Genomic DNA, 25,852 nt, shown 5'->3' on the forward strand with positions numbered 1-25,852 from the left:
ATGCAAGGCGCATCGCTTCGTCATCAGCCATCCGCACCCGGTCGCAAGCCGGTGCCGCGGGGTGCCAGCCGAATGGTGGCCAAGGAGCCGATGTCGGCGCGCTTGCCGAAAGCCAACTTTGGTTTTCTCAAGAGCCTGTTCTGGCCGGTACTGCTGGTGGCGTTGGGGTTCGGTACGTACGAAGGGGCCCAGCGGCTGCTGCCTTATGCCGACCGGCCGATCGCCCGGATCAACGTGCAGGGCGACCTGAGTTACATCAGCCAGCAGGCCGTGCAGCAGCGGATCGCGCCATTCGTGGCGTCGAGCTTCTTCACCATCGACCTGGCGGGCATGCGCACGGAACTGGAGCAGATGCCCTGGATCGCCCATGCCGAGGTCCGGCGCGTGTGGCCCGACCAGGTGTCGATCCGCCTGGAAGAGCAGCTTCCGGTGGCCCGTTGGGGCGACGAGTCTCTGTTGAACAACCAGGGCCAGGCGTTCACGCCTCGGGAACTGGCCAATTATGAACATTTGCCACAACTGTTCGGTCCACAGCGGGCCCAACAGCAAGTGATGCAGCAGTACCAGGTGTTGAGCCAGATGTTGCGGCCCTTGGGCTTCTCCATCGCGCGCCTGGAGTTGCGTGAGCGCGGCAGCTGGTTTTTGACCACTGGCGCGGGCAGCTCGGGGCCGGGCATCGAGCTGCTGCTCGGTCGCGGCAACCTGGTGGAAAAGATGCGCCGCTTCATTGCCATCTATGACAAGACGCTCAAAGAACAGATTACGAACATTGCGCGCATCGATCTGCGCTACGCCAACGGCCTGGCTGTTGGCTGGCGGGAACCTGTAGCGCCGACGACGGCCGAACCCGCCGTCGCGAAGAATTAAGAAGAGGCAGGACCCATGGCAAACGTGCAAAGCGGAAAAATGATCGTCGGTCTGGATATCGGCACTTCCAAGGTGGTAGCGCTGGTAGGCGAGGTCGCGGACGACGGCACGCTGGTCATCGTCGGGATCGGTACCCATCCGTCCCGTGGCTTGAAGAAAGGCGTGGTGGTGAACATCGAGTCCACCGTGCAATCGATCCAGCGCGCCATCGAGGAAGCGCAGCTGATGGCCGGTTGCCGGATCCACTCGGCGTTCGTCGGCGTGGCGGGCAATCACATCCGCAGCCTGAACTCCCACGGCATCGTCGCGATTCGTGATCGCGAAGTCAGCTCCGCGGACCTTGAGCGCGTGCTCGATGCGGCCCAGGCCGTGGCGATCCCGGCCGACCAGCGGGTGCTGCACACCCTGCCGCAGGACTACGTGATCGACAACCAGGAAGGCGTCCGCGAGCCCCTGGGCATGTCCGGCGTGCGCCTGGAAGCCAAGGTCCACGTGGTCACCTGCGCCGTGAACGCCGCGCAGAACATCGAGAAGTGCGTGCGCCGCTGCGGCCTGGAAATCGACGACATCATCCTCGAGCAACTGGCCTCGGCCTACTCGGTGCTGACCGACGACGAGAAAGAGCTGGGCGTGTGCCTGGTGGACATCGGCGGCGGCACTACCGACATCGCGATCTTCACCGAAGGCGCCATCCGCCACACCGCCGTGATCCCGATTGCCGGCGACCAGGTGACCAACGACATCGCCATGGCGTTGCGCACTCCGACCCAGTACGCCGAGGAAATCAAGATTCGCTACGCCTGTGCCCTGGCGAAACTGGCCGGCGCCGGTGAAACCATCAAGGTGCCAAGCGTCGGCGACCGTCCGCCGCGCGAGCTGTCCCGCCAGGCCCTGGCCGAAGTGGTCGAGCCGCGTTACGACGAACTGTTCACCCTGATCCAGGCCGAACTGCGTCGCAGCGGCTACGAGGACCTGATCCCGGCCGGCATCGTGCTGACCGGCGGCACCTCGAAGATGGAAGGCGCGGTCGAGCTGGCCGAGGAAATTTTCCACATGCCGGTGCGCCTGGGCGTGCCCCATGGCGTCAAGGGCCTGGATGACGTGGTGCGCAACCCGATCTATTCCACCGGCGTGGGTCTGTTGATGTACGGCCTGCAGAAGCAGTCCGACGGCATCTCGTTCTCCGGCATCGGCAGCCGCGACAGCTACAACAGCGAAGAGGCCAAGGCGCCGCTGCTGGAGCGGTTGCAGGCTTGGGTCAAAGGCAATTTCTGATACAGGTTTCAAGCTTCAGGCGACGAGTTTCAGGCTTGGCGCCGGAAGACGGCAGCAAACGCAGTAGGCGAAAAAACTAGAGAATGAAAGGAGAGGGAAAATGTTCGAACTCGTAGACAACATCCCCGCTAGCCCGGTTATCAAGGTAATCGGTGTCGGCGGTGGCGGCGGCAACGCTGTCAACCACATGGTCAAGAGCAACATCGAGGGCGTCGAGTTCATCTGCGCCAACACCGATGCTCAAGCGCTGAAAAACATCGGCGCGCGGACCATCCTGCAACTGGGTACCGGCGTGACCAAGGGCCTGGGTGCTGGCGCGAATCCCGAGGTTGGCCGTCAGGCTGCCCTGGAAGACCGCGAGCGCATCGCTGAAGTCCTGGCTGGCACCAATATGGTGTTCATCACCACGGGCATGGGCGGCGGTACCGGTACCGGTGCAGCGCCGATCATTGCCGAAGTGGCCAAGGAGATGGGTATCCTCACCGTTGCCGTGGTGACCCGTCCGTTCCCGTTCGAAGGCCGCAAGCGCATGCAGATCGCCGATGAAGGCATCCGCGCGCTGAGCGAAAGTGTCGACTCGTTGATCACCATCCCCAACGAGAAGCTGCTGACCATCCTGGGTAAGGACGCCAGCCTGCTGTCGGCTTTCGCCAAGGCCGATGACGTACTGGCCGGTGCCGTTCGCGGTATCTCCGACATCATCAAGCGTCCGGGCATGATCAACGTCGACTTCGCCGACGTGCGCACCGTGATGTCCGAAATGGGCATGGCGATGATGGGCACTGGCTGCGCCAGCGGTCCGAACCGTGCGCGCGAAGCGACCGAAGCGGCCATCCGCAACCCGTTGCTCGAAGACGTCAACCTGCAGGGCGCTCGCGGCATCCTGGTGAACATCACCGCAGGTCCCGACCTGTCCCTGGGCGAGTACTCCGACGTGGGTAGCATCATCGAAGCCTTCGCCTCCGACCACGCCATGGTCAAGGTCGGCACCGTGATCGACCCCGACATGCGCGACGAGCTGCACGTGACCGTGGTTGCCACCGGCCTGGGCGCGAAAATCGAGAAGCCGATGAAGGTGATCGACAACACCGTACAGACCGCCATGGCCTCCCAGCCACAGCAACAGGCCCCCGTTCGTCAGGAACAGCCTGCGGTGAACTACCGTGACCTGGACCGTCCGACCGTCATGCGCAACCAGGCCCAGGCCGGTGCTGCGACTGCCGCGAAGATGAATCCGCAAGACGATCTGGATTACCTGGACATCCCGGCATTCCTGCGTCGTCAGGCCGATTGATGAAATGTATCAGGGGGATACGGGTGATTGGTGTTCAGCAAAGGTCTGGTCTGCTATCATCGCCAGCCTTTGTTGATACCAGTTCGCAATTTGCGCTGAAGCGGCCCATGCCATGATTAAACAACGCACCCTGAAGAATATTATCCGTGCCACAGGTGTCGGTCTGCACTCGGGCGAGAAGGTCTACCTGACCCTCAAGCCCGCGCCTGTCGATACCGGCATCGTGTTTTGTCGTGCCGACCTCGACCCTGTGGTGCAGATTCCTGCTCGCGCGGAAAACGTTGGTGAAACCACCATGTCGACCACCTTGGTCAACGGTGACACCAAAGTGGATACGGTGGAGCATTTGCTCTCGGCCATGGCTGGCCTGGGCATCGATAACGCCTACGTCGAGCTCTCCGCGTCCGAAGTCCCGATCATGGATGGCAGCGCCGGACCCTTCGTATTCCTGATTCAATCGGCTGGCCTGGAAGAACAGGACGCGGCCAAGAAGTTCATCCGCATCCTGCGGGAAGTGACCGTGGAAGATGGCGACAAGCGCGCCACTTTCGTTCCTTTCGAAGGTTTCAAGGTGAGCTTCGAGATCGATTTCGATCACCCGGTTTTCCGGGACCGCACCCAGAGTGCAAGCGTGGACTTTTCCAGCACTTCGTTCGTAAAAGAAGTCAGCCGCGCCCGTACCTTTGGCTTCATGAGTGACATCGAGTACCTGCGCAAGCACAACCTCGCACTCGGCGGCAGCGTGGAAAACGCGATCGTGGTCGATTCCGATGGCGTGTTGAACGAAGACGGCCTTCGTTATGAAGACGAGTTCGTCAAACACAAGATCCTCGATGCAATCGGCGACCTCTACCTGCTGGGCAATAGCCTGATTGGTGAGTTCAAGGGCTTCAAGTCCGGCCACGCACTGAACAACCAGCTGCTGCGCAAGTTGATTGAGCAGAAAGATGCTTGGGAAGTCGTGACGTTCGAAGACGCCAGCACCGCACCAATCTCTTACATGCGCCCTGTCGCGGCCGTGTAAGCAAAAAACCTCTCTAGTTTTTAAAGGCTGCCTTAGGGTGGCCTTTTTTTATGCCGGTTGTTTATCAAGGGACCGTTTCGGATAAACCCCATCGCACAGAGGTTCAGTGTGAGCCACTTTCCGTGGCGAGGGAGCTTGCTCCCGCTGGGCTGCGAAGCGGCCCTCTCTGGAGCAGGCGCCTGGGTGTATCAGGCGCACCGCATTGATCTTTTTTGGGCCTGCTGCGCAGTCCAGCGGGAGCAAGCTCCCTCGCCACGGTTGTGTGGTTGCCCATTATGCAAGTGAGGGACTGTGGCGAGCGCTTTTGTGGCGAGGGGATTTATCCCCGATGGGCTGCGAAGCGGCCCCCCTGGAGCAGGCGCCTGGGTGTATCAGGCATATCGCATTGATATTTTTTGGGCCTGCTGCGCAGTCCAACGGGAGCAAGCTCCCTCGCCACGGTTGTGTGGTTGCCCATTATGTAAATGAGGGACTGTGGCGAACGCTTTTGTGGCGAGGGGATTTATCCCCGCTGGGCTGCGAAGCGGCCCCCCTGGAGCAGGCGCCTGGGTGTATCAGGCATATCGCATTGATCTTTTTTGGGCCTGCTGCGCAGTCCAACGGGGATAAATCCCCTCGCCACAGAGGTTTGGTGTGAGCGGGTTTTCGTGGCGAGGGAGCTTGCTCCCGCTGGGCTGCGAAGCGGCCCCCCTGGAACTGGCACCTGGGTGTATCAGGCTCACCGCATTGATCTTTTTGGGCCTGCTGCGCAGTCCAACGGGAGCAAGCTCCCTCGCCACGGTTGTGTGGTTGCCCATTATGCAAGTGAGGGACTGTGGCGAGCGCTTTTGTGGCGAGGGGATTTATCCCCGCTGGGCTGCGAAGCGGCCCCTGGAGCAGGCGCCTGGGTGTATCAGGTATATCGCATTGATCCTTTATGGGCCTGCTGCGCAGTCCAGCGGGAGCAAGCTCCCTGGCCACGCTTGTCCAGATGTAGAGAGGGCGGGGATTACATGGCGCACACGACGCGGTTGCGGCCGCTGGCCTTGGCTTGGTACAGCGCCTTGTCGGCGGCGACCAGGAGTTGTTCGAGGTCGCTGTACGGTCCTTTGGCCCAGGTGGCGATGCCGATGCTGACGGTCATCGGGGCTTCTCCCGGGACGGGAGGCGGCAGTTGTTCCACGGCCTGGCGGATATTCTGGGCCATGGTGAAGGCGCCGGCGGTGGTGGTTTCCGGAACCACCACCGCGAACTCTTCACCCCCATAGCGCGCGGCGAGGTCGGCGGGGCGACGGACGTGTTCGTCGATGAGCTGGGCGAGGCTTCGCAGGGCTTCGTCCCCGCCTTGGTGGCCGTGGCGATCGTTGTAGGCCTTGAAGTGGTCGGCATCGATCATCATGACCGACAGCGGTTGCCCCGAGCGCTGGGAACGCAGCCACTCCTGATGCAGTTTCACATCCAGGGTCCGGCGGTTGGCCAGGCCGGTCAGGGCGTCGATCGACGCCAGTTGTGCCAGGTTCCGCTCGGCCCGATGGCGGCGGCGCAATTCGCGACGTAGCAGCCAGGTGAGCCAGAGCAAGGCGATGCACAGCGCGCCGGTCGCGCCGCTGACCATCAACGCCGTGCGTTTCCACGAGGCGAACACTTCCTGGGACGACAACGCCACCACGACAATCAACGGCAGGTTGCCCACCTGGGAAAAGGTGTACAGGCGCGTGCTCTGGTCGACGCTGGACACGCTGGTAAAACTGCCATTGCCTTCCTTCAGGATGCGCACGAAGTTCGGTCGGTTGCTGAAGTCCTTGCCGATCAAGTCGTCGGCCAGGGGCGGCTCCTGTGCCAGCAGGATCCCGTCGCGGCTGATCAGGTTCACCGTGCCGCCGTGGCCAATGTTCAGGCTCTTGAACAACTGGCTGAAGTAGTTCAAGCGCATCCCTGCCTCGGCCACGCCCATGAACTCACCCTGTTCATCGTTCAATCGATAGCTGAAGCTGATGCGCCAGTCCTGGGCGACACTCCTGGAGCGAAACGGACGGCTGATCATCATGCCCAGGCTCGGGTCGTCGAGGTGCACGCGAAAATATTCCCGGTCGGCGTAATTGCCCTGGCGCGGGATGACCGAGGCGGAGTCGGCGATCACGTCACCGCGCTTGTCGAGCAGCAGGATGTCGCCCTTGTAGGGCGCGGCGGTGGCGCGGTCGAACAGGGCCAGGTGACGAATCGCCGGCGACACCCCGATGAGGTCACTGCGCTTGGCCGTGCTGATCAGTCCTTGTAGCGACAGGTCATAGAGCTCGACGTTGCGCAGCACGTCGGCGTCGATCAGTTGCACGATGTTGGTGGCCGCGCGGGTAGCGGCCAGTTGTGCGCTGGTATGTTCGCGAATCAGCAGGAACGTCACGATGCTCAGGATGGCCGTGACCACCAGCGAGCTGGCGAAAACGAGTGCCCGTTCCGAGCGTATCGAAAACAGGGTATTGCCGGGTGTCGCACTGCTCGTGCTCATGGTTACAGTGTCTGCATTGTCTGTGGCGGGGATCCATCCCAAAGGGCACACGGCTGGCAAATGAGCTGCATGCTGGCCTTTTGCTGATTGTGCTTGGATCGGTGAAGGCGGGCAATCCATCTCTGCGCAATCGCCCGTTCGCCGATGTCGCAGGCCGTGATCGCCTGATTCTGATTCAATTGCCTTTCGCCCAGCATTCAATGGGCAAAAGGCCGTTGGGATGCGACGTGTGGAACGTCAGGCGGGCAAGCGGATCCCGAAGGTGTTGGCCCCCGCTCGCTGTGCACGAACACGTCGCCGCCATGCATCAGGGCGATGGCCTTGACGATCGCCAGCCCCAATCCGTGGTTGGCGCCGCTGTTGCTGCGCGAGGCATCGACCCGGTAGAAGCGTTCGAACAGGCGCGGCAGGTGTTCACCGGCAATCGGCTCGCCGGGGTTGGTGACGGCCAGGGTGATCTGGTCGGCCTGGACCTCGATGCGCACGTCGATGACCTGTCCGGCAGCGGTGTGCTGCACGGCATTGCTCAGCAGGTTGATCAGCGCCCGGCGCAGGTGGGCGATCTCGATGTTGGCCTGGGCGTCGCCGCTGACCCGAACCTGGACCTGGGCGTCTTCCAGGATGAAGTCCAGGTAGTCGAGGGTGGTCGCCACTTCGCTGGCCAGGGAGGTGCTGGTCAGCTTGGTGGCCTTGCTGCCCTGGTCGGCGCTGGCGAGGAACAGCATGTCGTTGATGATCGAGCGCAGCCGTTCCAGTTCTTCGAGGTTTGACTGCAGCACTTCGAAGTAATGTTCGGCCGAGCGCCCGCGGGTCAACGCCACCTGGGTCTGGCCGATCAGGTTGGTCAGCGGGGAACGCAGTTCGTGGGCGACATCGGCGTTGAACGATTCGAGCCGCGAGTAGGCCAGTTCGACCCGGTCGAGGGTGGCGTTGAAGGAGCTGACGAACTGGCTCAGTTCCGGCGGCAATGGCGTCAGTTGCAAGCGCCCGGACAGCCGTGGCGGCGTCAGGCGCTGGGCTTCGTCGGACAACTTGATCAAGGGCTTGAGGCCGATCCGCGCCACCCAATACCCCAGCAGGGATGCCAGCAGCACGCCGACGATGGCCAGGCTCACCAGCGCCACCAGCAGACGGTGCTGGGTCTGGTAGAACGTCTCGGTGTCGATGCCGATCATGAAGCGCAACGGTGGGCGTTGGTCCTTGGCCGGGAACTGACTGACCAGCACTTTCATCGGATAGGGCCGGTGAGGCAGCTTCAAGTCGCGCTTGCCCAGCGGCCCCTCGGCGAAGGCGCGGATCTGCGCATCCGGGTTGCCGTACTCGAAGCGTGGGTCGCCGCTGACGATCCAGAAATGGATGCGTTTGTCTTCTTCGCCCAGCAACCGCAGCTTGTTATTGATCTTCACCCAGTGTTCGGGGGTGCCGTAGCGGCCCACCGTGGATTCGAGCACGCTGTAGCGCGCATCGAGTTCGGCTTCCGGCAACAGGCCCAGGCCCTTGGCAACCTGCTGGTACAGCGCACCGCCGATCAACAGGAACACCAACGCCGCCACCAGCGTGAACATCCCGCTCAGGCGCAGGGCGAGGCTGTTACTCACTGCGGCTCTCCAGCACATAGCCCATGCCGCGGATCGTGTGCAGCAGCTTCTGCTCGAACGGCCCGTCGAGCTTGGCCCGCAGGCGCTTGATCGCCACTTCGACCACGTTGGCGTCGCTGTCGAAATTGATGTCCCAGACCATTTCGGCAATGGCGGTTTTCGACAGGATCTCGCCCTGGCGACGGGCCAGGACGCTGAGCAGGGAAAACTCCTTGGCGGTCAGGTCCAGGCGTTGCCCGGCCCGTGTCGCCTTGCGGCTGATCAGGTCGATCCACAGGTCGGCGATGGTCACCTGCACGGGTTCGTGGCCACCGCTGCGGCGGGTCAGGGCTTGCAGGCGGGCCACCAGTTCGAGGAAGGAGAACGGTTTGCCCAGGTAGTCATCGGCGCCGTCGCGCAGCCCCTTGATGCGATCCTCGACCCGTTCCCGGGCGGTCAGCATGATCACCGGGGTCTGCTTGCGGGCGCGCAAGGCCCGCAACACGCCGAAGCCGTCCAGGCCCGGCAGCATCACGTCGAGCACGATCACCGCGTAATCGGTTTCCAGGGCCAGGTGCAGGCCCTCTATGCCGTCCGGCGCGACGTCCACGGTGTAGCCCTGTTCGCTCAAGCCGCGGTGCAGGTAGTCGGCGGTTTTTTCTTCGTCTTCGATGATCAGGACACGCATGGGCCGGCCTCAGTGTGTGGTCGCCAGGGCCGTCGGCGCTGGCTTGGGCCGATGGAACAGTCGCTCGAGCCACAAGTATATGACCGGCGTGGTGAACAGCGTCAGCGCCTGGCTCACCAGCAGGCCCCCCACCACGGCGATGCCCAATGGCTGGCGCAGTTCCGCGCCAGTGCCGTAGCCGAGCATCAGCGGCAGGGCGCCGAGCAGGGCGGCCAGGGTCGTCATCATGATCGGCCGGAAGCGGGTCACGCAGGCCTGGAAGATCGCTTCCTGAGGGGGCAGCCCGCCGTTGCGCTGGGCGTCGAGGGCGAAGTCGATCATCAGGATGCCGTTTTTCTTGACGATGCCGATCAGCAGGACCAGGCCGATCAGGGCCATGATCGAAAAGTCCTGGCCCAGCAGCCAGAGCATGATCAGCGCACCGAGGCCCGCCGAGGGCAGGGTGGAGATGATGGTCAACGGATGCACGAAGCTCTCGTAAAGCACGCCGAGGATGATGTACACCGCCACCAGCGCGGCGAGGATCAGCCACGGCTGGCTGGCCAGCGAGCTCTGGAACGCCTGGGCCGCGCCCTGGAAGTTACCGGTGATGGCGGCCGGCATGCCGATCTCGTTCTTGGCCTGGTCGAGCATCCACACCGCATCCCCTAACGCCACGCCCGGTGCGAGGTTGAACGAGAGGTTGGCGGCCGGGAACATGCCGTCGTGGGCAATCGACAACGGGCCGCTGCTCGGTGCGTCGAAGCGGGCCAGGGCCGAGAGCGGCACCATCTCGCCGCTCAGGGGCGAGCGCAGGTAGAAGTACGCCAGGCTCTCGGCCTTGCCGCGTTGTGCGGTGTCGAGTTCCAGGATGACGTTGTACTGGTTGGTCTCGGTCTGGAACTCGTTGATCTGCCGCTGGCCGAAGGCGTCGTACAAGGCCTGGTCGACGTCGCTGGCGGTGAGGCCGAAGCGCGCGGCGGCACTGCGGTCGATGTTGATGTGGGTGATGCTGCCACCTGGTTGCAAGTCATTGGAGATGTCGCGGAACGCCGGGTTGCCACGCAATTTGTCGGTGAGCTTCTGGGTCCAGGCCGTGAGGCTCGGCCCGTCGTTGCTCTTGAGCACGTATTGATACTGGGCACGGCTGGGGCCGGAGCTTAAGTTGATGTCTTGCCCGGCTCGCAGGTACAGGACCACGCCGGGGATCTTCAGCAGCTTGGGGCGAATCCGGTCGATGAAGCCACTGGCCGAGACATCCCGCTGGTCCCGAGGCTTGAGGGCGATCCAGAAGCGGCCGTTGGCGATGGTCTGGTTGTTGCCCGAAACGCCGACGGAGTGGGAAAAGGTTGCCACGGCCGGGTCGGCGGCGACGATGTCGGCCAGGGCCTTGTGCTTGGCGACCATGTCCGGGAACGACACGTCGGCGGCGGCCTCGCTGGTGCCCAGCACCAGGCCGGTGTCCTGGACCGGGAAGAAGCCCTTGGGAATGAACACGTAGCCGCCCACGGCCAGCGCCAGGGTCAGGCCGAACACGCCGATCATCAGCTTCTGGTGAGCCAGGGCCCGCCGCAATCCGCGTTCGTACCGGGCTAGCAGGCGTTCGCCGAAACCCGGCTTGCCGTGGGCATGATGCACCGGGGCGCGCATGAAAAGCGCGGCGAGGGTCGGCGCCAGGGTCAACGACACCACCACCGAGATCAGGATGGTGGAGGTGGCCGTCAGGGCAAATTCCTTGAACAGCCGCCCGACCACGCCGCCCATGAACAGCAGCGGGATGAACGCGGCGATCAGCGAGAAGCTGATGGACACCACCGTGAAGCCGATCTCGCCGGCGCCCTTGATCGCCGCCTCGCGCATGCCTTCGCCGGCCTCAAGATGACGGTGAATGTTCTCCACCACCACGATCGCATCGTCCACCACGAAGCCCACCGAAATGACGATCGCCACCAGGGTCAGGTTGTTCAGGCTGAAGCCCATGATGTACATCAGGGCGAAACTGGCGGTCAGCGAAACCCCCAGCACCGCCGAGACAATCAGGGTTGCCGAGAGCTGGCGCAGGAACAGGGCCATGACCGCCACCACCAGCAACACGGTGATCAGCAGGGTTATTTCCACTTCGTGCAGCGAGGCGCGGATGGTCTGGGTACGGTCGATCAGCACCTTGACCTGCATCGCGGCGGGCAACATGGCTTGCAGGGTCGGCAGGGCCGCCTGGATACGGTCGACGGTCTCGACGATGTTCGCCCCCGGCTGCCGGAAGATCACCAGGTTGAGCCCCGGTTCGTTGTCGGACCAGGCCTGGACGTAGGCGTTTTCCGAGCCGCTGATGACCTTGGCGACGTCCTTGAGGTGCACCGGTGCGCCATTTTTGTAGGACACGATCAGCTCACGGTATTCCTCGGGCTGGAACAGCTGGTCGTTGGTGGACAGGGTGGAAATGCTCGATTCACCGTACAGGGCGCCCTTGGCCAGGTTGAGGCTGGCCTGTTGCAGCGACAGGCGGATGTCGGCCAGGGTCAGACCGATGGCGGCGAGCCGGTCGGCCGAGGCCTGGACCCGGATCGCCGGGCGTTGCTGGCCGGTGATGTTGACTTGTCCTACGCCATCGATCTGGCTGATCTGACGGGCAAGAAGCGTTTCAACGTAGTCGCTCAGCTCGGTACCGGGCATCAGGGTGGAGCTGATGCTGAGGATCAGCACGGGGCTGTCGGCCGGGTTGACCTTGCGCCAGGTCGGCAGGTTCGGCATGTCGTTGGGCAGTTTGCCGGCGGCGGTGTTGATGGCCGCCTGCACTTCCTGGGCGGCGGTGTCGATGCTTTTGCCGAGGCTGAATTGCAGGATCAGGTTGGTCGAGCCCAAGGCGCTGCTGGAGGTCATCTGGGTGATGCCGGGGATGGCGCTGAATTGCACCTCCAGCGGTGTCGCCACCGACGACGCCATGGTTTCCGGGCTGGCGCCGGGTAGCTGGGCGTTGACCTGGATGGTCGGGAATTCGGCTTCCGGCAACGGCGCGACGGGCAAGCGGGGAAACGCGATCAGCCCCAGCAGGACCAGGGCGAACGTCAGCAGCACTGTGGCGATCGGGTGGTTGATGCACCAGGTCGAAATCGAGCCGCGGCCTTTCATGGTTGCGGCTCCGCGGACTTGGCCAGGGCCGGTGGGTCACTGAGCACCTGGATGTGGCTGCCGGGCTTGAGCCGTGATTGGCCGTCGCTGACCAGTTGGTCGCCGGGGTTCACGCCCTTGATGATGTTCAGGTCGCTGTCCTGATGGACCATCACCACCGGCACGCTCTCCACCGTATCGCCCTTGACCCGGTACACGAAGTGTTGCTCCAGCCCGCGCTGGACCACGGTCGGCGGCACCACCAGGGCGTCCTTGTCGACCGTGGTCTGGATCTTCAGGGTCACCAGTTGCCCCGGCCACAGCCGTTGCGCGGCGTTGCTGAACTCAGCCTTGGCCCGCAGCGTTCCAGTGTTGGCGTTGATCTGGTTGTCGATCAGGCTCAGTCGACCCTCGCCGAGCAGTTCCCCGGTCGTGGCATCGGCGCCGATGAACGCCTGGACCAGGGCCTGGTCGGGCGCGGCGATCAAGCGTTGCAGGGTGGGCAGCATTTGCTGGGGCAGGGAGAACTCCACCGCGATCGGGTCGATCTGGGTCACCGTGAACAGGCCTTCGGTGTCGCTGGTGCGCAGGAAGTTGCCTTCGTCGACGTTGCGGATGCCGACGCGCCCGGTCACCGGGGAACGGATCTGGGTGTAGGACAACTGCACTGTGGCCGCGTCGATGGCCGCCTGGTTGCCCTGGGCCGTGGCCTTGAGCTGATTGACCAAAGCCTGTTGCTGGTCGTAGGTCTGCTTCGACACGCCGTCGTCGACGCTCAGCAGCTTGTAGCGCTTGAGATTGACCTGGGCCACCGCCAGTTGGGCCTGGCTCTCGCCGAGCTGGGCCCTGGCCTGGTCGAGGCTGGCGCGGATCGAGCGGTCGTCGATGGTCGCCAGCAGGTCGCCTTTTTGCACCCGTTGCCCTTCCTTGACCAGCAGGCGGGTCAGGATGCCGTCGATCTGCGGACGAATGACCACGCTGTGCAGCGACAGCACCGTGCCGATGCCGCTGGCAAAGCGTGGCACATCCTTTTGCACCACGCTGACCACCCGCACCGGAATGGCGGCGGGCGCGGCAGGCTTGGCGGTGACGGGCTTCATGAGCAACCAGAAGACCAGGGCCGCCAGGGCGACCAGGAACGCAACGAGCAGGACGGTTTTTTTCTGGATGTGCATGGATGCGAAGAGCCGGTTCAGGACGGTGGGATTTCTACCGCTCTTATATAGCGTTGCGAGGCGGTCAGGAAGGTGACGCCTAACTGACAGGCGCGTCAGTTTCGTCCCAAGGGGCTGTCGGACGAGTGGTGACGCTGATCGAATCTGCCCGATGCATTGCCGTGGCGGGCGGGTATACTGCGCGCTTTCGTGGCTCGCTCAACCGCCCCGACACGCACCTATTGTGGGGCTGCTGCGCAGCCCAGCGGGAGCAAGCTCCCTCGCCACGGATTGATGTCCCACCTCAAGTGAACACATTGACATGACTTCCCCGACACCGTCGCTCGCCGACGACCAGGCCGAGCGGCCTGACAGCGATGTTCCCAGCGCCGAGCGCGACAAGGCGGTGATCCCGGCCTTCAAGTTTCCGTTCAAGCCCGGCGAGTTGGCCGCGGCCAAAGGGGCCACGCAACAGCCGTGGTACAAGAACGGCGCGAAGAACGGCCACACCAAGACCCCGGGCGCCGCGCCTCCCGGCACGCGTCGCTCGATGGGCAAGCGCTGAGCCGCCTCTGTTGAGCACGGGCGGTTTCAGTTCACCGCCCGTGCGCCCGCCAGGCTGCCACTCAACTCATAGGCCGTGAGCTCGGCCTGGTGCGCCGCCAGGATTTCCGGCAACGAGCCGCGCAGGTATTCGACCCAGGTCTTGATCTTTGCGTCCAGGTATTGGCGTGAGGGGTAGATAGCGTAGAGGTTCAGTTCCTGGGAGCGGTAGTTGGGCATGACCCGCACCAGCGTGCCGTTACGCAGGCCTTCGATGGCGGCGTACACCGGCAACACCCCGATCCCCATGCCGCTGATGATCGCGGTTTTCATCGCGTCGGCAGAATTCACCAGGAACGGTGAGCTGTTGATGGTGACCATTTCCTGGCCTTCCGGGCCGTCGAACACCCATTTTTCCAGCGGAATGACCGGGCTGACCAGCCTCAGGCAGGCGTGGTTGAGCAGATCGCTGGGCTTTTGTGGGCAGCCGCTGGCCTTCACGTAGGCCGGGGACGCGCAGACGATGCTGTAGGTGATCCCCAGGCGCTGGGAGACAAAACCCGAATCCGGTAATTCGCTGGCGAGCACGATGGACACGTCGTAGCCCTCGTCGAGGATGTCCGGCACCCGGTTGGCCAGGGTCAGGTCGAACGTGACGTCCGGATGGGTCTTGCGGTAGCGGGCAATGGCGTCGATCACGAAATGCTGGCCGATACCGGTCATGGTGTGGACCTTCAACTGCCCGGCGGGGCGCGCGTGGGCATCGCTGGCCTCGGCTTCGGCTTCTTCCACATACGCCAGGATCTGCTCACAACGCAGCAAGTAGCGCTTACCCGCCTCGGTCAGGGCAATCCGTCGGGTGGTGCGGTTGAGCAAGCGGGTTTGCAGGTGGGCTTCGAGGTTGGAAACCGCGCGCGAAACGTTGGCCGTGGTGGTGTCCAGTTGCGCGGCGGCAGCGGTGAAACTGCCAGCTTCGGCAACACAGCTGAACGCGCGCATGTTTTGCAAGGTGTCCATGGAGGGCTCTCTTGGGAGGTAGCAAATTGTGACATGAAGTTACAGCGCTACGGGACCCCGACGATGGGATTATCGCGTTAACGGTAACAAAGATTCGCAGAAAGGTCGGCTTATCGCCGGTGAGCCTCGTACCTAGAATTGCCTCCACTGTTGCAGCGCCTTACACCGAGGTCTTGAGCCCGGGCTTGCTGTGGGAGCGAGCTTGCTCGCGATAGCGGAGTGTCAGCTTGTAAAGAAGCTGACTGTGACGCCTTCATCGCGAGCAAGCTCGCTCCCACAGGTTTGGCGGTAACAGGCAACTACCTTCCTTCTGTCATGCCCATCTCAGGATATTTTCGCAAGTGCCGCGTTGCATCAGCAGAGAGCTGAAGACTCTCAGTGTTTGGGTTCTGGCGTTCACCATCAGCGGTTGCATCGGTACGGGAGGGATTGCGCCGCGGGGCGAGGCCATGCCGGCCGATCAACTGGCCACCGATGCCGCCATTCGCGAAGCCGCCCGCGATGCCCGCTGGCCCGAACGCCAGTGGTGGCAGGCTTATGGCGATCGGCAGTTGGATCGCTGGATCGACCTGGCCCTGCAAGGCAACCCGAGCCTGGCGATGGCCGCGGCCCGGGTTCGACAGGCCAAGGCCATGGCCGGTGTGGTCGAGGCCGCCGAGTCGCTGCAGGTCAACGGCGAAGCGACCCTCAAGCGTCACAACTGGCCCACCGATCAGTTCTACGGCCCTGGCGAGCTGGCCAATACCACCACCTGGGACAACAATGCCGCCCTGGGCTTGAGCTATGCCCTGGACCTGTGGGGCCGGGAGCGCAACGCCAGCGAGCGGGCGGTGGACCTGGCCCACGCGAGCGTGGCCGAGGCGCGGCAGGCGCAACTGGAACTGCAGAACAACATCGTGCACGCCTACATCCAGTTGTCCCTGCACTACGCCCAGCGGGATATCGTCGTCGCGACGCTGCACCAACAGGAGCAGATTCTCGACTTGGCGCAAAAACGCCTGAAGGGCGGCATCGGCACCCATTTCGAGGTGAGCCAGGCCCAGGCGCCGTTGCCCGAGACTCACCGTCAACTCGACGCCATCGACGAAGCCATCGCCTTGAGTCGCAATCAATTGGCCGCGCTGGCGGGCAAGGGGCCGGGTGCGGGCGCGCAGTTGCAGCGTCCGACGCTGGCCCTTGGCGCGCCCTTGAAACTGCCCTCGGCTCTGCCCGCCGACCTGCTCGGCCAGCGTCCGGATGTGGTGGCGGGGCGTTGGCAGGTGGCGGCCCAGGCCCGGGGCATCGACGTGGCTCACGCGGGGTTCTACCCCAATGTCGACCTGGTGGGCAGCCTGGGCTACATGGCCACCGGCGGCGGCATGCTGGAGTTTCTCACCGGCAAGAAGCTCACCTACAACGTCGGGCCGGCGATCTCGCTGCCGATTTTCGAGGGTGGGCGCCTGCGCGCGCAGTTGGGCGAGGCGGCCGCCGGCTATGACCTGGCCGTGGCGCATTACAACCAGACGCTGGTCGATGCGCTCAAGGGCATCTCCGACCAGCTGATCCGTCGCCAGTCCATGGACAAGCAACACGCCTTCGCCGCCGAGTCCGTGGCGGCCGCGCAACGCACCTACGACATCGCCCTGGTGGCGTTCCAGCGCGGGCTGACCGACTACCTCAACGTGCTCAACGCCCAGAGCCTGTTGTTCAAGCAGCAACAGGTGCAGCAACAGGTGGAGGCCGCGCGCCTGAGTGCCCACGCCGACCTGGTGACGGCGCTGGGCGGCGGGCTCGACGCCGGTAGTGATGTGCCCGCGAAATGAACTGGAACCGTACCGTGGCGAGGGCGCTTGCCACAGGGGCAGTGTTTTCCTTGGTTGAGTGCTGCCTATGACACCGCTATTTGCCTCCCTGCGCTGGCTCTACCGCCTCGAATGGCGCCGCGGCTTCTACGACTGGGCCCGCAGCGACGGGGTGACCTGGGTCTACATGTTCAAGGTCCTGCTGGCCGCCTTCCTCACGCTGTGGTTGGCGATGCGCCTGGAACTGCCACAGCCGCGCACGGCCATGATCACCGTGTTCATCGTCATGCAGCCGCAGAGTGGCCAGGTGTTCGCCAAGAGTTTCTACCGCTTTCTCGGCACCCTGGCCGGCTCGGCGGTGATGGTGGCGTTGATTGCCCTGTTCGCCCAGAACACCGAATTGTTTCTCGGCAGCCTGACGCTCTGGGTCGGTCTCTGCACGGCCGGCGCGGCGCGTTATCGCAACTTTCGTGCATACGGTTTCGTGTTGGCCGGCTACACCGCCGCGATGATCGGCCTGCCCGCCCTGGCGCACCCGGAAGGGGCGTTCATGGCGGCGGTGTGGCGGGTGCTGGAGATTTCCCTGGGAATTCTCTGCGCCACCCTGGTCAGCGCCGCGATCCTGCCGCAGACCGCCAGCGCCGCCATGCGCAATGCCTTGTACCAGCGCTTCGGCGTGTTTGCCCTGTTCGTCACCGATGGCTTGCGCGGACGCAGCCGGCGGGAGGCATTCGAAGCCGGCAATGTGCGCTTCATCGCCGAAGCTGTCGGCCTGGAAAGCCTGCGCAGTGTGACCGTGTTCGAAGACCCGCACATGCGCCGCCGCAATGGCCGGCTCAGTCGCCTGAACAGCGAATTCATGGGCATCACCACCCGCTTCAACGCCTTGCACCAGTTGCTCGAACGCCTGCGTGGCAGCGCCGCCGATCACGTGGTGAATGCCATCAAGCCGGGCTTGCAGACGCTGGCGGAACGGCTGGACGGTTTCAGTGGCCGGCCGCTGACCGACACCGATGCGGCGCGGCTGGCGGTGGCGCTGGCCGAGTACAAGGCCGACCTGCCGGCGCAGGTGCGGCGGCTGCGGGCGCTGTTCCAGGAAACGGCGCCGAGTGACGCCCAGCAGTTGGATTTCCATACGGCTTATGAACTGCTCTACCGCTTTGTCGATGACCTGCACGGTTATGCCCTGACCCACGCCTCCCTGGCCGACCACCGTCACGAACGTGAGCGCTGGGACGAGCCGTTCGTGCCCCAGACCAATGGCCTGGCGGCGGCCGCCTCGGGGTTCCGCGCCGCCTTCATCCTGTTGGTGCTGGGCAGCTATTGGGTGGCCACGGCCTGGCCGAGCGGCGCGACGATGACGATGATCGCCGCGGCTACCGTGGGTTTGTCGGCGGCGACGCCGAACCCCAAGCGCATGGCGTTCCAGATGGCTTGCGGCACTTTGCTTGGCGCGTTGATCGGCTTCGTCGAGATGTTCTTCGTGTTTCCTTTGATCGACGGTTTCCCGCTGCTCTGCGTGATGCTCGCGCCGGTCATCATGCTGGGGTCGTTTCTCAGTTCCCGACCGCAGTACGCCGGCGTCGGGCTGGGGTTGCTGATCTTCTTCTGCACCGGCTCGGTGCCGGACAACCTGACCGTCTACAACCCCTACGCGTTCATCAACGATTACCTGGCGATGATCCTCGGCATGCTGGTGTGCGCGGCCGCCGGCGCGATCATCCTGCCGCCCAACAGCCGTTGGCTGTGGCGTCGGCTCGAACAGGATTTGCGCGAGCAAGTGGTGTTCGCCATCAGCGGCAAGCTCAAGGGCCTGGCCTCGGGGTTCGAAAGCCGTAGTCGGGACCTGCTGCACCAAGCCTATGGCTTGGCGGCGGGCCAGCCTGGGGTGCAGCGTGATCTGCTGCGCTGGATGTTCGTGGTGCTGGAAGTCGGCCACGCGATCATCGAGTTGCGCAAGGAGCAGGCGATCCTGCCGGTGCACCCGGCGTATGCCGAAAGCCAGCCGTGGCGCCAGGCGATCCGCGGGATGGGCAGGGCGCTGGTGCGGCTGTTCCGCCAGCCGGGCCACAGCAACCTGGAGCGGGCCCTGGCGGCGGTCGATCACGCCATCGGGCGCGTGCAGGCCACTGACGAACCCTTCGCGCCGCACTTCGACACGTCCGCCCTGCGGCGGGTGAAAAGCTACCTGCATTTCATCCGCACCTCGCTGCTCGACCCGCAATCACCATTGGCGGCCTACGCACCGCCGCTGCGCCAGGAACCTGAACATGCCCCGTGAGATCGCCTTCCATGGCGTGTACATGCCGACCATGACCCTGATGTTTTTCATCGCCGCGGCCTTGGCCTGGGCCCTGGACCGTTTCCTATCCGGGCTGGATCTGTACCGCTTCTTCTGGCACCCGGCGCTGCTGCGCCTGAGTCTGTTTACCTGTCTGTTCGGCGCGTTGGCGCTGACGGTCTACCGTTGAGATCGATGCGATGAAAAAGTTTTTCAGCCTGCTTGCGACGCTGCTGGTGCTGGCCCTGGCGCTGTGGATCGGCCGTGCGTTGTGGGAGCACTACATGAACACGCCCTGGACCCGAGATGGCCGAGTGCGGGCCGACATCATCAACGTGGCCGCCGATGTCAGTGGCGAAGTGGTCGAGGTGGCGGTGCGCGATAACCAGCGGGTGAGCAAGGGCGACCTGCTGATGCGCATCGACCCCGAGCACTATCGCATCGCGGTCAAGCAAGCCCGTTCTCTGGTGGCCTCACGCAAGGCCACTTGGGAAATGCGCAAGGTCAACGCCCATCGCCGTGCCGACCTCGACAGCCTGGTGATCTCCCGGGAAAACCGCGACGACGCGAGCAACATCGCCGACTCGGCCCTGGCCGATTACCAGCACGCCCAGGCGCAACTGGAGGCCGCCGAGTTGAACCTGACGCGCACCGAAGTTCGTGCGGCGGTGGACGGCTACGTGACCAACCTCAACGTCCACCGTGGCGACTATGCGCGCATCGGCGAAGCGAAAATGGCCGTGGTGGACATGAACTCGTTCTGGGTCTACGGCTTCTTCGAGGAGACCAAGCTGCCCAAGGTGCGGATCGGCGATCCGGCGCAGCTGCAACTGATGAGCGGTGAGGTGCTCAAGGGGCACGTGGAAAGCATCTCCCGCGGCATCTACGACCGCGACAACCCGCAAAGCCGCGAGCTGATCGCCGACGTCAACCCGACCTTCAACTGGGTGCGCCTGGCCCAGCGGGTGCCGGTGCGCATCCACCTCGATGAAGTGCCCGAGGGCGTGTTGCTGGCAGCGGGGATGACCTGCACCGTAGTAGTCGAAAACCAGGCCGAGCGGTGACTGTGGGAGCAGGGATTTTGTGGTGTATGTGGATTTGTGGCGTGCCACGAAATCTGTGGGAGCGAGCTTGCTCGCGAAAGCGGTGGTTCAGTGGGCATTGACGGTGGCTGTGCTGGCGCTTTCGCGGGCAAGCCCGCTCCCACAAGAGAGCCGGGGCTGAGGCCAAATCTGCGCCCAAACCACAATCCTCCTGTGGGAGCGAGCTTGCTCGCGAAGGCGGTGGTTCAGTGGGCATTGACGGTGGCTGTGCTGGCGCTTTCGCGGGCAAGCCCGCTCCCACAAGAGAGCCGGGGCTGAGGCCAAATCTGCGCCCAAACCACAATCCTCCTGTGGGAGCGAGCTTGCTCGCGAAGGCGGTGGTTCAGTTGGCATTGACGGTGGCTGTGCTGGCGCTTTCGCGGGCAAGCCCGCTCCCACAAGAGAACCGGGGCTGAGGCCAAATCTGCGCCCGAACCACAATCCTTCTGTGGGAGCGAGCTTGCTCGCGAAGGCGGTGGGTCAGTTGGCATTGATGGTGGCTGTGCAGGCGCTTTCGCGGGCAAGCCCGCTCCCACAATAGAGCCGGGGCTGAGGCCAAATCTGCACCCAAACCACCCCCCTCCTGTGGCAGCCGCCGGGAGGTTTGTGGCCGTCGCGGTCCCCGTGGCGAGGGAGCTTGCTCCCGCTGGGTGGCGCAGCCGCCCCAAAAAATGCCCGGCGTTAAAGCGAGCCCCCCAGGCCAAACCGCTTCCTCAAGCCCTTCTCCAGCAACCCCTTGGGCAGCAAGCCCACCATCAAGGGCAAGGCCCGGCTGCCGTTGCCCAGGCGCAGCAGGCGGGGTGGTTTGGGTTGTTGGGCGGCCTTGAGCAGTCCGGCGGCGAATTCGTCGGCTGGGGTCGGGTTGTCCTGGGAGGCCCTGGCCCTGGCGCGGATGCCGTCGCGCAGGGGCCACCAGGGTGATCGTTCGGTGAGCAGCTGTTCGGCTTCATGGCCGGCGTTCTTGGCGAAGCTGGAGGCGATGGCGCCGGGCTGGACCTCCATGACCCGGATGCCGAACGGCGCCAGCTCCATGCGCAAGGCATCGCTCAACGCATGCACGGCGGCCTTGGAGGCGCAGTAGGCGCCGGCGAACGGCGTGACCAGCACCCCGGAAACGCTGCCGATGTTCACCACCAACCCCCTGGCCCGACGCAGTACCGGAAACAGCGCGCGCGTCACGCCGACGATGGCGAACACATTGGTCTCGAACTGGCGCTGCATGGCCGGCACACCACCGTCGAGCAACGGGCCCATGGCGCCATAGCCGGCGTTGTTGATCAGCACATCGAGGCCGCCGTGCTGCTGGTTGATCCGCTCGCTCAACTGCTCCAGCGCCGCGCCATCATTCACGTCCAACTGAACAGCGGTAAACCCGGCGGCGCTCAGCGCCGCCACATCCTCAGCTTTACGTGCACTGGCCCAGACCTGATACCCGGCGGTCTTGAAGGCATCCGCCAGGGCGCGGCCGATGCCGCTGGAACATCCGGTGATCAACGCGACAGGCATGGTGCATTCCTTGTGCAAGAAAGTGGAGGCGTGGAATCAGTTGGAGAAACTACCGTGCAATCGCTCGGCGCGAAACTCCAGGCTCTGCGCACGATAGCCCGGACGCAGTGGCGGCAGCGGCAGGCAGTCCTGCCAGCTGGCGCCGGGTTGCAGTTCGCCGGGGCCACGATAGCGCGGTGCATCGTAGGGATTGTCGGCCAGGTTGAGGGTATCGCCGGGGGCGTAGGCTGCGACCCGCCAGTACAGCTCGGTCAACGGCACGTCATTACCGTTGTTCAGGTTCAGCGACAGTGGACGGTCGGCGGGGCAGCGCTCGGGCGCATAGGTGATGCGCAGCTCCAGGCGATCGAGCTGGCGGTTCTCGCGGTTTTCCTGCCAGAGCACCCACGCCGCCACCAGGCCCAGCCCGACGAACGCGGCCAGGGACACCGGCAACGCCTTGGCCGGGTAGCGCAGCAACAGGATGAGCCAGGTGATGACCAGCAAGACGCCGATAAGCATGGTGGAAGCCTCCGATACCGTGGTCACATCCTACCGAACGCAACGGCGGTGGCGAAGCGCTGATGCGTGCCAGGACCGCAATGAAAAAAAAGCCCCCACCCAGGCCACTGCGGATAGGGGACGCAGTGGCCTGGATGGGGACTTTTTGTCTTGCCCGGTGTTATTGCGCGATGGTTTTCACCGACACGCCACGTTCGACCGGAGTGGAACGCCCGTAGATGTCCTCGAAGCGCTCGATGTCGTCTTCGCCCAGGTAGCTACCGGACTGCACTTCGATGATTTCCAGCGGGATCTTGCCCGGGTTGCGCAGGCGGTGGACCGACGCGATCGGGATGTAGGTCGACTGGTTCTCGCAGAGCAGGAACACGTTCTCGTCGCAGGTCACTTCGGCGGTCCCGCTGACCACGATCCAGTGTTCGGCACGGTGGTGGTGCATCTGCAGCGACAGGCACGCGCCCGGCTTGACCGAGATATGCTTGACCTGGAAGCGGCCACCCATGTCCACCGAGTCATACGAGCCCCACGGACGATACACTTCGCAGTGGTTCTGGGTTTCGGTACGACCCTGGGCGTTGAGGGTGTTGACCATCTTCTTGACGTCCTGGACCTTGTCCTTGTGGGCAATCATCATGGCGTCCTTGGTCTCGACCACCACGATGTTCTCCAGGCCGATCACCGACACCAGCTTGCCGTTGCCGTGGATCATGCAGTTGCGGCTGTCCTGGACCACCACGTCGCCCTTGGTGACGTTGCCGTCGGCATCCTTGGGATTGACTTCCCACAGCGACGCCCAGCAGCCGACATCGCTCCAGCCCGCCGACAGCGGCACCACGCAGGCACGCTGGGTTTTTTCCATTACCGCGTAGTCGATGGAATTGTCCGGGCAGCAGGCGAAGGTGGCTTCGTCGAAGGTGATGGTGTCCGCGGTCTGCTCGCTGCGCTCAAGGGTCAGCAGGCAGGTGTCGTAGATGTCCGGATCGTGCTTTTTCAGCTCTTCCAGGAAACGGCTGGCGCGGAACAGGAACATGCCGCTGTTCCAGAAGTAGCCGCCGGCCTCGACGAACTCGGTGGCGCGCTTGACGTCGGGTTTTTCGACGAAGTGCGACACGCGGCTCACGCCTTCAGGCAGCAGCGCGTCGTTGGTCGACTTGATGTAGCCATAACCGGTTTCCGGTTTGGTGGCGGGTACGCCGAACAGCACCATTTCGCCTCGCTCGGCGGCCACGGTGGCCAGGGCCAGGGCGCGTTGCAGGGCCTTCTGGTCATCGATCACGTGGTCGGCCGGCAGCACCAGCATCAGCTCGTCGCGGCCTTCGTTGACCAGCATCATCGCGGTCAGCGCCACGGCCGGGGCGGTGTTGCGCCCGAACGGCTCCATCAGGATGCGCTGGGCTTCCAGGTTGCGGCCTGCCAGCTGCTCGTTGACGATGAAACGGTGGTCTTTGTTGCAGACCACGATCGGCGTGTCCATCCCTTCGAACACCAGGCGCTCGAGGGTTTGCTGGAACAGGGTGTGTTCGCCGGTCAGGGCCAGGAACTGTTTAGGGAATTGCTTGCGCGAAAGCGGCCAAAGACGTGAGCCGCTACCACCTGACAAGATCACCGGAATCATGTGTGTTACTCCTTTGAAGCGTAATGGTTATAGAGCTACTGCGTTCTGTCGTTTCACTCTTGTTTTTATTCCGTGCCCGACTGACACCCCAATTCAGGGTGGGAGCGGGCTTGCTCGCGAAAGTGGTGTTTCAGCCAACATCAATGTTGAATGTGAGACCGTATTCGCGAGCAAGCCCGCTCCCACAGGGGCACAACGTCAATCAGGTGAATTCATCAGCGGGTCGACACTGGGCGTTTCACCCATACCGGCGACAGGCTGCTGCCGGAACCGGTGACGTAGAGCACGGCGGCTTCGCCACGCTCCAGGGCCACAGGCTTGAGGTCGCCGACTTTCTTGTCGCCTTCAAACAGCGCCAGGCTTACTTTCACCGGGTTGATTTCACGCTCGCCACGGCCTTTGGCCGCCACGTTCGGGACCACTTCGGTCTTGCCGTCGGCGGTCTTGAGGGTCAGAGCTTTGTCGCTGAGGTTCTGCACGCGTACCAGGGACTTCTGCTTGTTCTTGAACGGTGGTTCTTCGATCAGCTGAGGCTGGCCGCTGGCGTTGTTGACCAGGGTGTAATAGTGATCGGGAGCCAGTTTGACCGGGACGGTCTGGCTGCCGACCTTGGCGCTGTAGTCGCCGCCAGGCATGAAGCTGAAGTCGCTGCTGGCCAGTGGGGCCACGTCGTTGAGGTTGGTGCTGCCGACGGTGGCGCTGACTTCGGCGTTGCTGGCGTTGTAGATGCGCACGAAGCTCGAGCCTTTTGGCGCGACTGGGCCGTACAGGGCCGAGTCACCGGCAAAGGCGGAGAGCGAGAGGGCGCTCATGCTGGCGACGAGGGCGACAGCCTTGAAGGAGCGAGCGGCGAGACGGCGAGGAGTAGTGTTGAAAGTCATGGTGGACCTCTCTTTCAGTTTTGCGCCCGGTCGGGCGTCTCGGATGGGGTGTTGGCGGCTACGTTCTGTTGACGCGCGCCGGCTTGCTTGAGCTCTGCGACCCACTGCGGGTCGGCGTCGCCGATTTCGTTGTTCACAGGCAGGTAACGTTCAGGAAACTCCCAGATCAGCACCTGTGGCGGGCTGTTCTTGAAGGCGTCGCTCTTGAGGTAGCTGAGCATCGGCAGAATCGGGCCGTGGCCGTCTTCGGCGTAGTTCACGACGTCGCTGTGCAGGGCTTGCTTGAGGGCACCGACGAAGTTCCAGTTGGGGTTGGCGCTGTAGCTGGTGCCGATCAGGGCCACGGGCACCTGGGCATCGGCGAACAGCGCGTCGCCTTCGGCCGGCTGGTCGTCGGCTTCGCGGGTGTTGCGTTTGACCAGCGGCTCCTGGGCTGGCATCAGGTTCTCGAACAATGGATCGAGTGGCAGGAACTGGCGCAGGTCGCCCTTGTGGGTGATTTTTTCCGCAGGCTCGGTCACGAAACGCTGTGGCTGACCTTCCAGCGGCGTGCGTTCGGCAATCGCCTTGGCGATGTGCTCGGCCGCGACTTGGGCACCTTCCGGAGTCCAGTGGGTGTCGGTGCGCAGGAACACTTGCTGGCCGCTTTGCTTGGCCTGTTGCAGGGGGCCAAGCAGGTCGGGGGCGAGGATCTTGTCAGCCGCCACGCGGCTGTGGAAATCCTGGTAGAGGTTGGCGTGAATGCTCGAAGGCTTCACTTCACCCAGGTGCTCGGGGTACAGCCGCGCCTTGGCCGGCACGATCGCCATGACCAGGGTCACGCCTTGTTCCTTGAGCTTCTGGCGCACGCCTTCGACCAGCGCGTAGTTGCCTTGCAGGTTCAGCTCTTCGTTGACGATCGGGTTGAACTCTTCGTCGCTGTACAGCCACTGGTCGCGGCCCAGGACCACGCCCTTGCGGCCTTCGTTGAACAGCTTGTAGTCCAGCGCGGCCCAGATGTTGGTGCCCAGGCGCTTGATCGGGAACTCGTCGTCGTAGTGCGTTTCCACGGCCTTGGCCCAGCGACCGTTGAGCACGGTCGCGTCCGGGTTGGTGTTGAAGCCGAAGAAGCTGCGCATCGACCAGAGACCCAGGGCCGTCAGGATCACCATGAACAGCGTGACGTAGAAGATGCGTAATGAGCGGGTCATGTTCAGA

General features: G+C 63.8%; 19 protein-coding genes and 1 pseudogene. 9 read left to right on the forward strand and 11 right to left on the reverse strand.

The genetic code is table 11. From position 1 onward, the window contains the following. The 4 genes from KI241_RS04845 to lpxC all read left to right on the forward strand — a co-directional run bounded on the left by KI241_RS04845 (position 1) and on the right by lpxC (position 4,460). The gene (locus KI241_RS04845) at positions 1 to 867 is read left to right on the forward strand and encodes a cell division protein FtsQ/DivIB (RefSeq protein ID WP_042729561.1); all 867 of its coding nucleotides are present in this window, start codon (positions 1 to 3) and stop codon (positions 865 to 867) included. Between the two features lie 15 nt (positions 868 to 882). Beyond that, positions 883 to 2,142, forward strand: coding sequence for a cell division protein FtsA (gene ftsA, locus KI241_RS04850; protein WP_042729562.1), 1,260 nt, complete (start codon positions 883 to 885; stop codon positions 2,140 to 2,142). 100 nt (positions 2,143 to 2,242) lie between these two features. After that, on the forward strand, positions 2,243 to 3,436 hold the full coding sequence (gene ftsZ / locus KI241_RS04855) for a cell division protein FtsZ (protein WP_042729563.1): 1,194 nt from the start codon (positions 2,243 to 2,245) through the stop codon (positions 3,434 to 3,436). Between the two features lie 112 nt (positions 3,437 to 3,548). Next, positions 3,549 to 4,460, forward strand: coding sequence for a UDP-3-O-acyl-N-acetylglucosamine deacetylase (gene lpxC, locus KI241_RS04860; protein WP_030139673.1), 912 nt, complete (start codon positions 3,549 to 3,551; stop codon positions 4,458 to 4,460). Between the two features lie 988 nt (positions 4,461 to 5,448). Here lpxC and KI241_RS04865 read toward each other — a convergent pair. The 5 genes and pseudogenes from KI241_RS04865 to KI241_RS04885 form a co-directional block, all read right to left on the reverse strand. Further along, positions 5,449 to 6,945, reverse strand: coding sequence for a sensor domain-containing diguanylate cyclase (locus KI241_RS04865; protein WP_123578193.1), 1,497 nt, complete (start codon positions 6,943 to 6,945; stop codon positions 5,449 to 5,451). Between the two features lie 237 nt (positions 6,946 to 7,182). Then, a pseudogene (locus KI241_RS04870) lies at positions 7,183 to 8,561 on the reverse strand (heavy metal sensor histidine kinase). Further along, positions 8,536 to 9,210, reverse strand: a complete 675-nt coding sequence (locus tag KI241_RS04875; protein WP_047739496.1) for a heavy metal response regulator transcription factor — start codon at positions 9,208 to 9,210, stop codon at positions 8,536 to 8,538. Before KI241_RS04875 ends, KI241_RS04870 begins: the two are co-directional and overlap by 26 nt. A gap of 9 nt (positions 9,211 to 9,219) precedes the next feature. Then, complete coding sequence (locus KI241_RS04880) at positions 9,220 to 12,318, reverse strand: multidrug efflux RND transporter permease subunit (protein WP_212803430.1); 3,099 nt, start codon at positions 12,316 to 12,318, stop codon at positions 9,220 to 9,222. Continuing rightward, entirely contained in the window at positions 12,315 to 13,472 is a 1,158-nt protein-coding gene (locus KI241_RS04885; RefSeq protein ID WP_042731883.1) for an efflux RND transporter periplasmic adaptor subunit, read from the reverse strand. Before KI241_RS04885 ends, KI241_RS04880 begins: the two co-directional genes overlap by 4 nt. A gap of 301 nt (positions 13,473 to 13,773) precedes the next feature. Here KI241_RS04885 and KI241_RS04890 point away from each other — a divergent pair, with 301 nt between their 5' ends. Continuing rightward, complete coding sequence (locus KI241_RS04890) at positions 13,774 to 14,016, forward strand: hypothetical protein (RefSeq protein WP_212803431.1); 243 nt, start codon at positions 13,774 to 13,776, stop codon at positions 14,014 to 14,016. 26 nt (positions 14,017 to 14,042) lie between these two features. On the opposite strand, the gene KI241_RS04895 is transcribed toward KI241_RS04890, so the two are convergent. Continuing rightward, on the reverse strand, positions 14,043 to 15,011 hold the full coding sequence (locus tag KI241_RS04895) for a LysR family transcriptional regulator (RefSeq protein ID WP_042731881.1): 969 nt from the start codon (positions 15,009 to 15,011) through the stop codon (positions 14,043 to 14,045). Between the two features lie 341 nt (positions 15,012 to 15,352). Between KI241_RS04895 and KI241_RS04900 the strand changes: the two genes are divergently transcribed. The 4 genes from KI241_RS04900 (at position 15,353) to KI241_RS04915 (ending at position 20,137) form a co-directional block, all read left to right on the forward strand. Then, a complete protein-coding gene (locus tag KI241_RS04900) occupies positions 15,353 to 16,813 on the forward strand; it encodes an efflux transporter outer membrane subunit (protein WP_212803432.1) in 1,461 nt (486 codons plus the stop codon). Between the two features lie 67 nt (positions 16,814 to 16,880). Continuing rightward, complete coding sequence (locus tag KI241_RS04905; RefSeq protein WP_123578189.1) at positions 16,881 to 19,073, forward strand: FUSC family protein; 2,193 nt, start codon at positions 16,881 to 16,883, stop codon at positions 19,071 to 19,073. Then, positions 19,063 to 19,263 carry a DUF1656 domain-containing protein gene (locus KI241_RS04910; RefSeq protein ID WP_024617598.1) on the forward strand — a complete coding sequence of 67 codons (201 nt, stop codon included), beginning with the start codon at positions 19,063 to 19,065 and terminating at the stop codon, positions 19,261 to 19,263. Before KI241_RS04905 ends, KI241_RS04910 begins: the two co-directional genes overlap by 11 nt. Before the next feature lie 10 nt (positions 19,264 to 19,273). Then, on the forward strand, positions 19,274 to 20,137 hold the full coding sequence (locus KI241_RS04915) for an HlyD family secretion protein (protein ID WP_042732899.1): 864 nt from the start codon (positions 19,274 to 19,276) through the stop codon (positions 20,135 to 20,137). Between the two features lie 699 nt (positions 20,138 to 20,836). Here the strand turns inward: KI241_RS04915 and KI241_RS04920 are convergent. The 5 genes from KI241_RS04920 to KI241_RS04940 form a co-directional block, all read right to left on the reverse strand. Next, entirely contained in the window at positions 20,837 to 21,661 is an 825-nt protein-coding gene (locus KI241_RS04920) for an SDR family oxidoreductase (RefSeq protein ID WP_212803433.1), read from the reverse strand. A 36-nt stretch (positions 21,662 to 21,697) separates the two neighbouring features. Next, positions 21,698 to 22,162 (reverse strand): multidrug transporter, encoded by a 465-nt coding sequence (locus KI241_RS04925; protein ID WP_123578184.1) that lies wholly within the window; start codon positions 22,160 to 22,162, stop codon positions 21,698 to 21,700. Between the two features lie 160 nt (positions 22,163 to 22,322). Continuing rightward, positions 22,323 to 23,774 (reverse strand): mannose-1-phosphate guanylyltransferase/mannose-6-phosphate isomerase, encoded by a 1,452-nt coding sequence (locus tag KI241_RS04930; RefSeq protein WP_042729904.1) that lies wholly within the window; start codon positions 23,772 to 23,774, stop codon positions 22,323 to 22,325. A gap of 215 nt (positions 23,775 to 23,989) precedes the next feature. Next, positions 23,990 to 24,655 carry an alginate O-acetyltransferase AlgF gene (locus tag KI241_RS04935; protein ID WP_042729903.1) on the reverse strand — a complete coding sequence of 222 codons (666 nt, stop codon included), beginning with the start codon at positions 24,653 to 24,655 and terminating at the stop codon, positions 23,990 to 23,992. Positions 24,656 to 24,669: 14 nt separating this feature from the next. Then, entirely contained in the window at positions 24,670 to 25,845 is a 1,176-nt protein-coding gene (locus KI241_RS04940) for an alginate O-acetyltransferase (RefSeq protein WP_042729902.1), read from the reverse strand. Positions 25,846 to 25,852 lie beyond the last annotated feature (7 nt).

The sequence above is a fragment of the Pseudomonas sp. Cab53 genome (assembly GCF_018325965.1).
Taxonomy (GTDB): Bacteria; Pseudomonadota; Gammaproteobacteria; order Pseudomonadales; family Pseudomonadaceae; genus Aquipseudomonas; species Aquipseudomonas chlororaphis_E.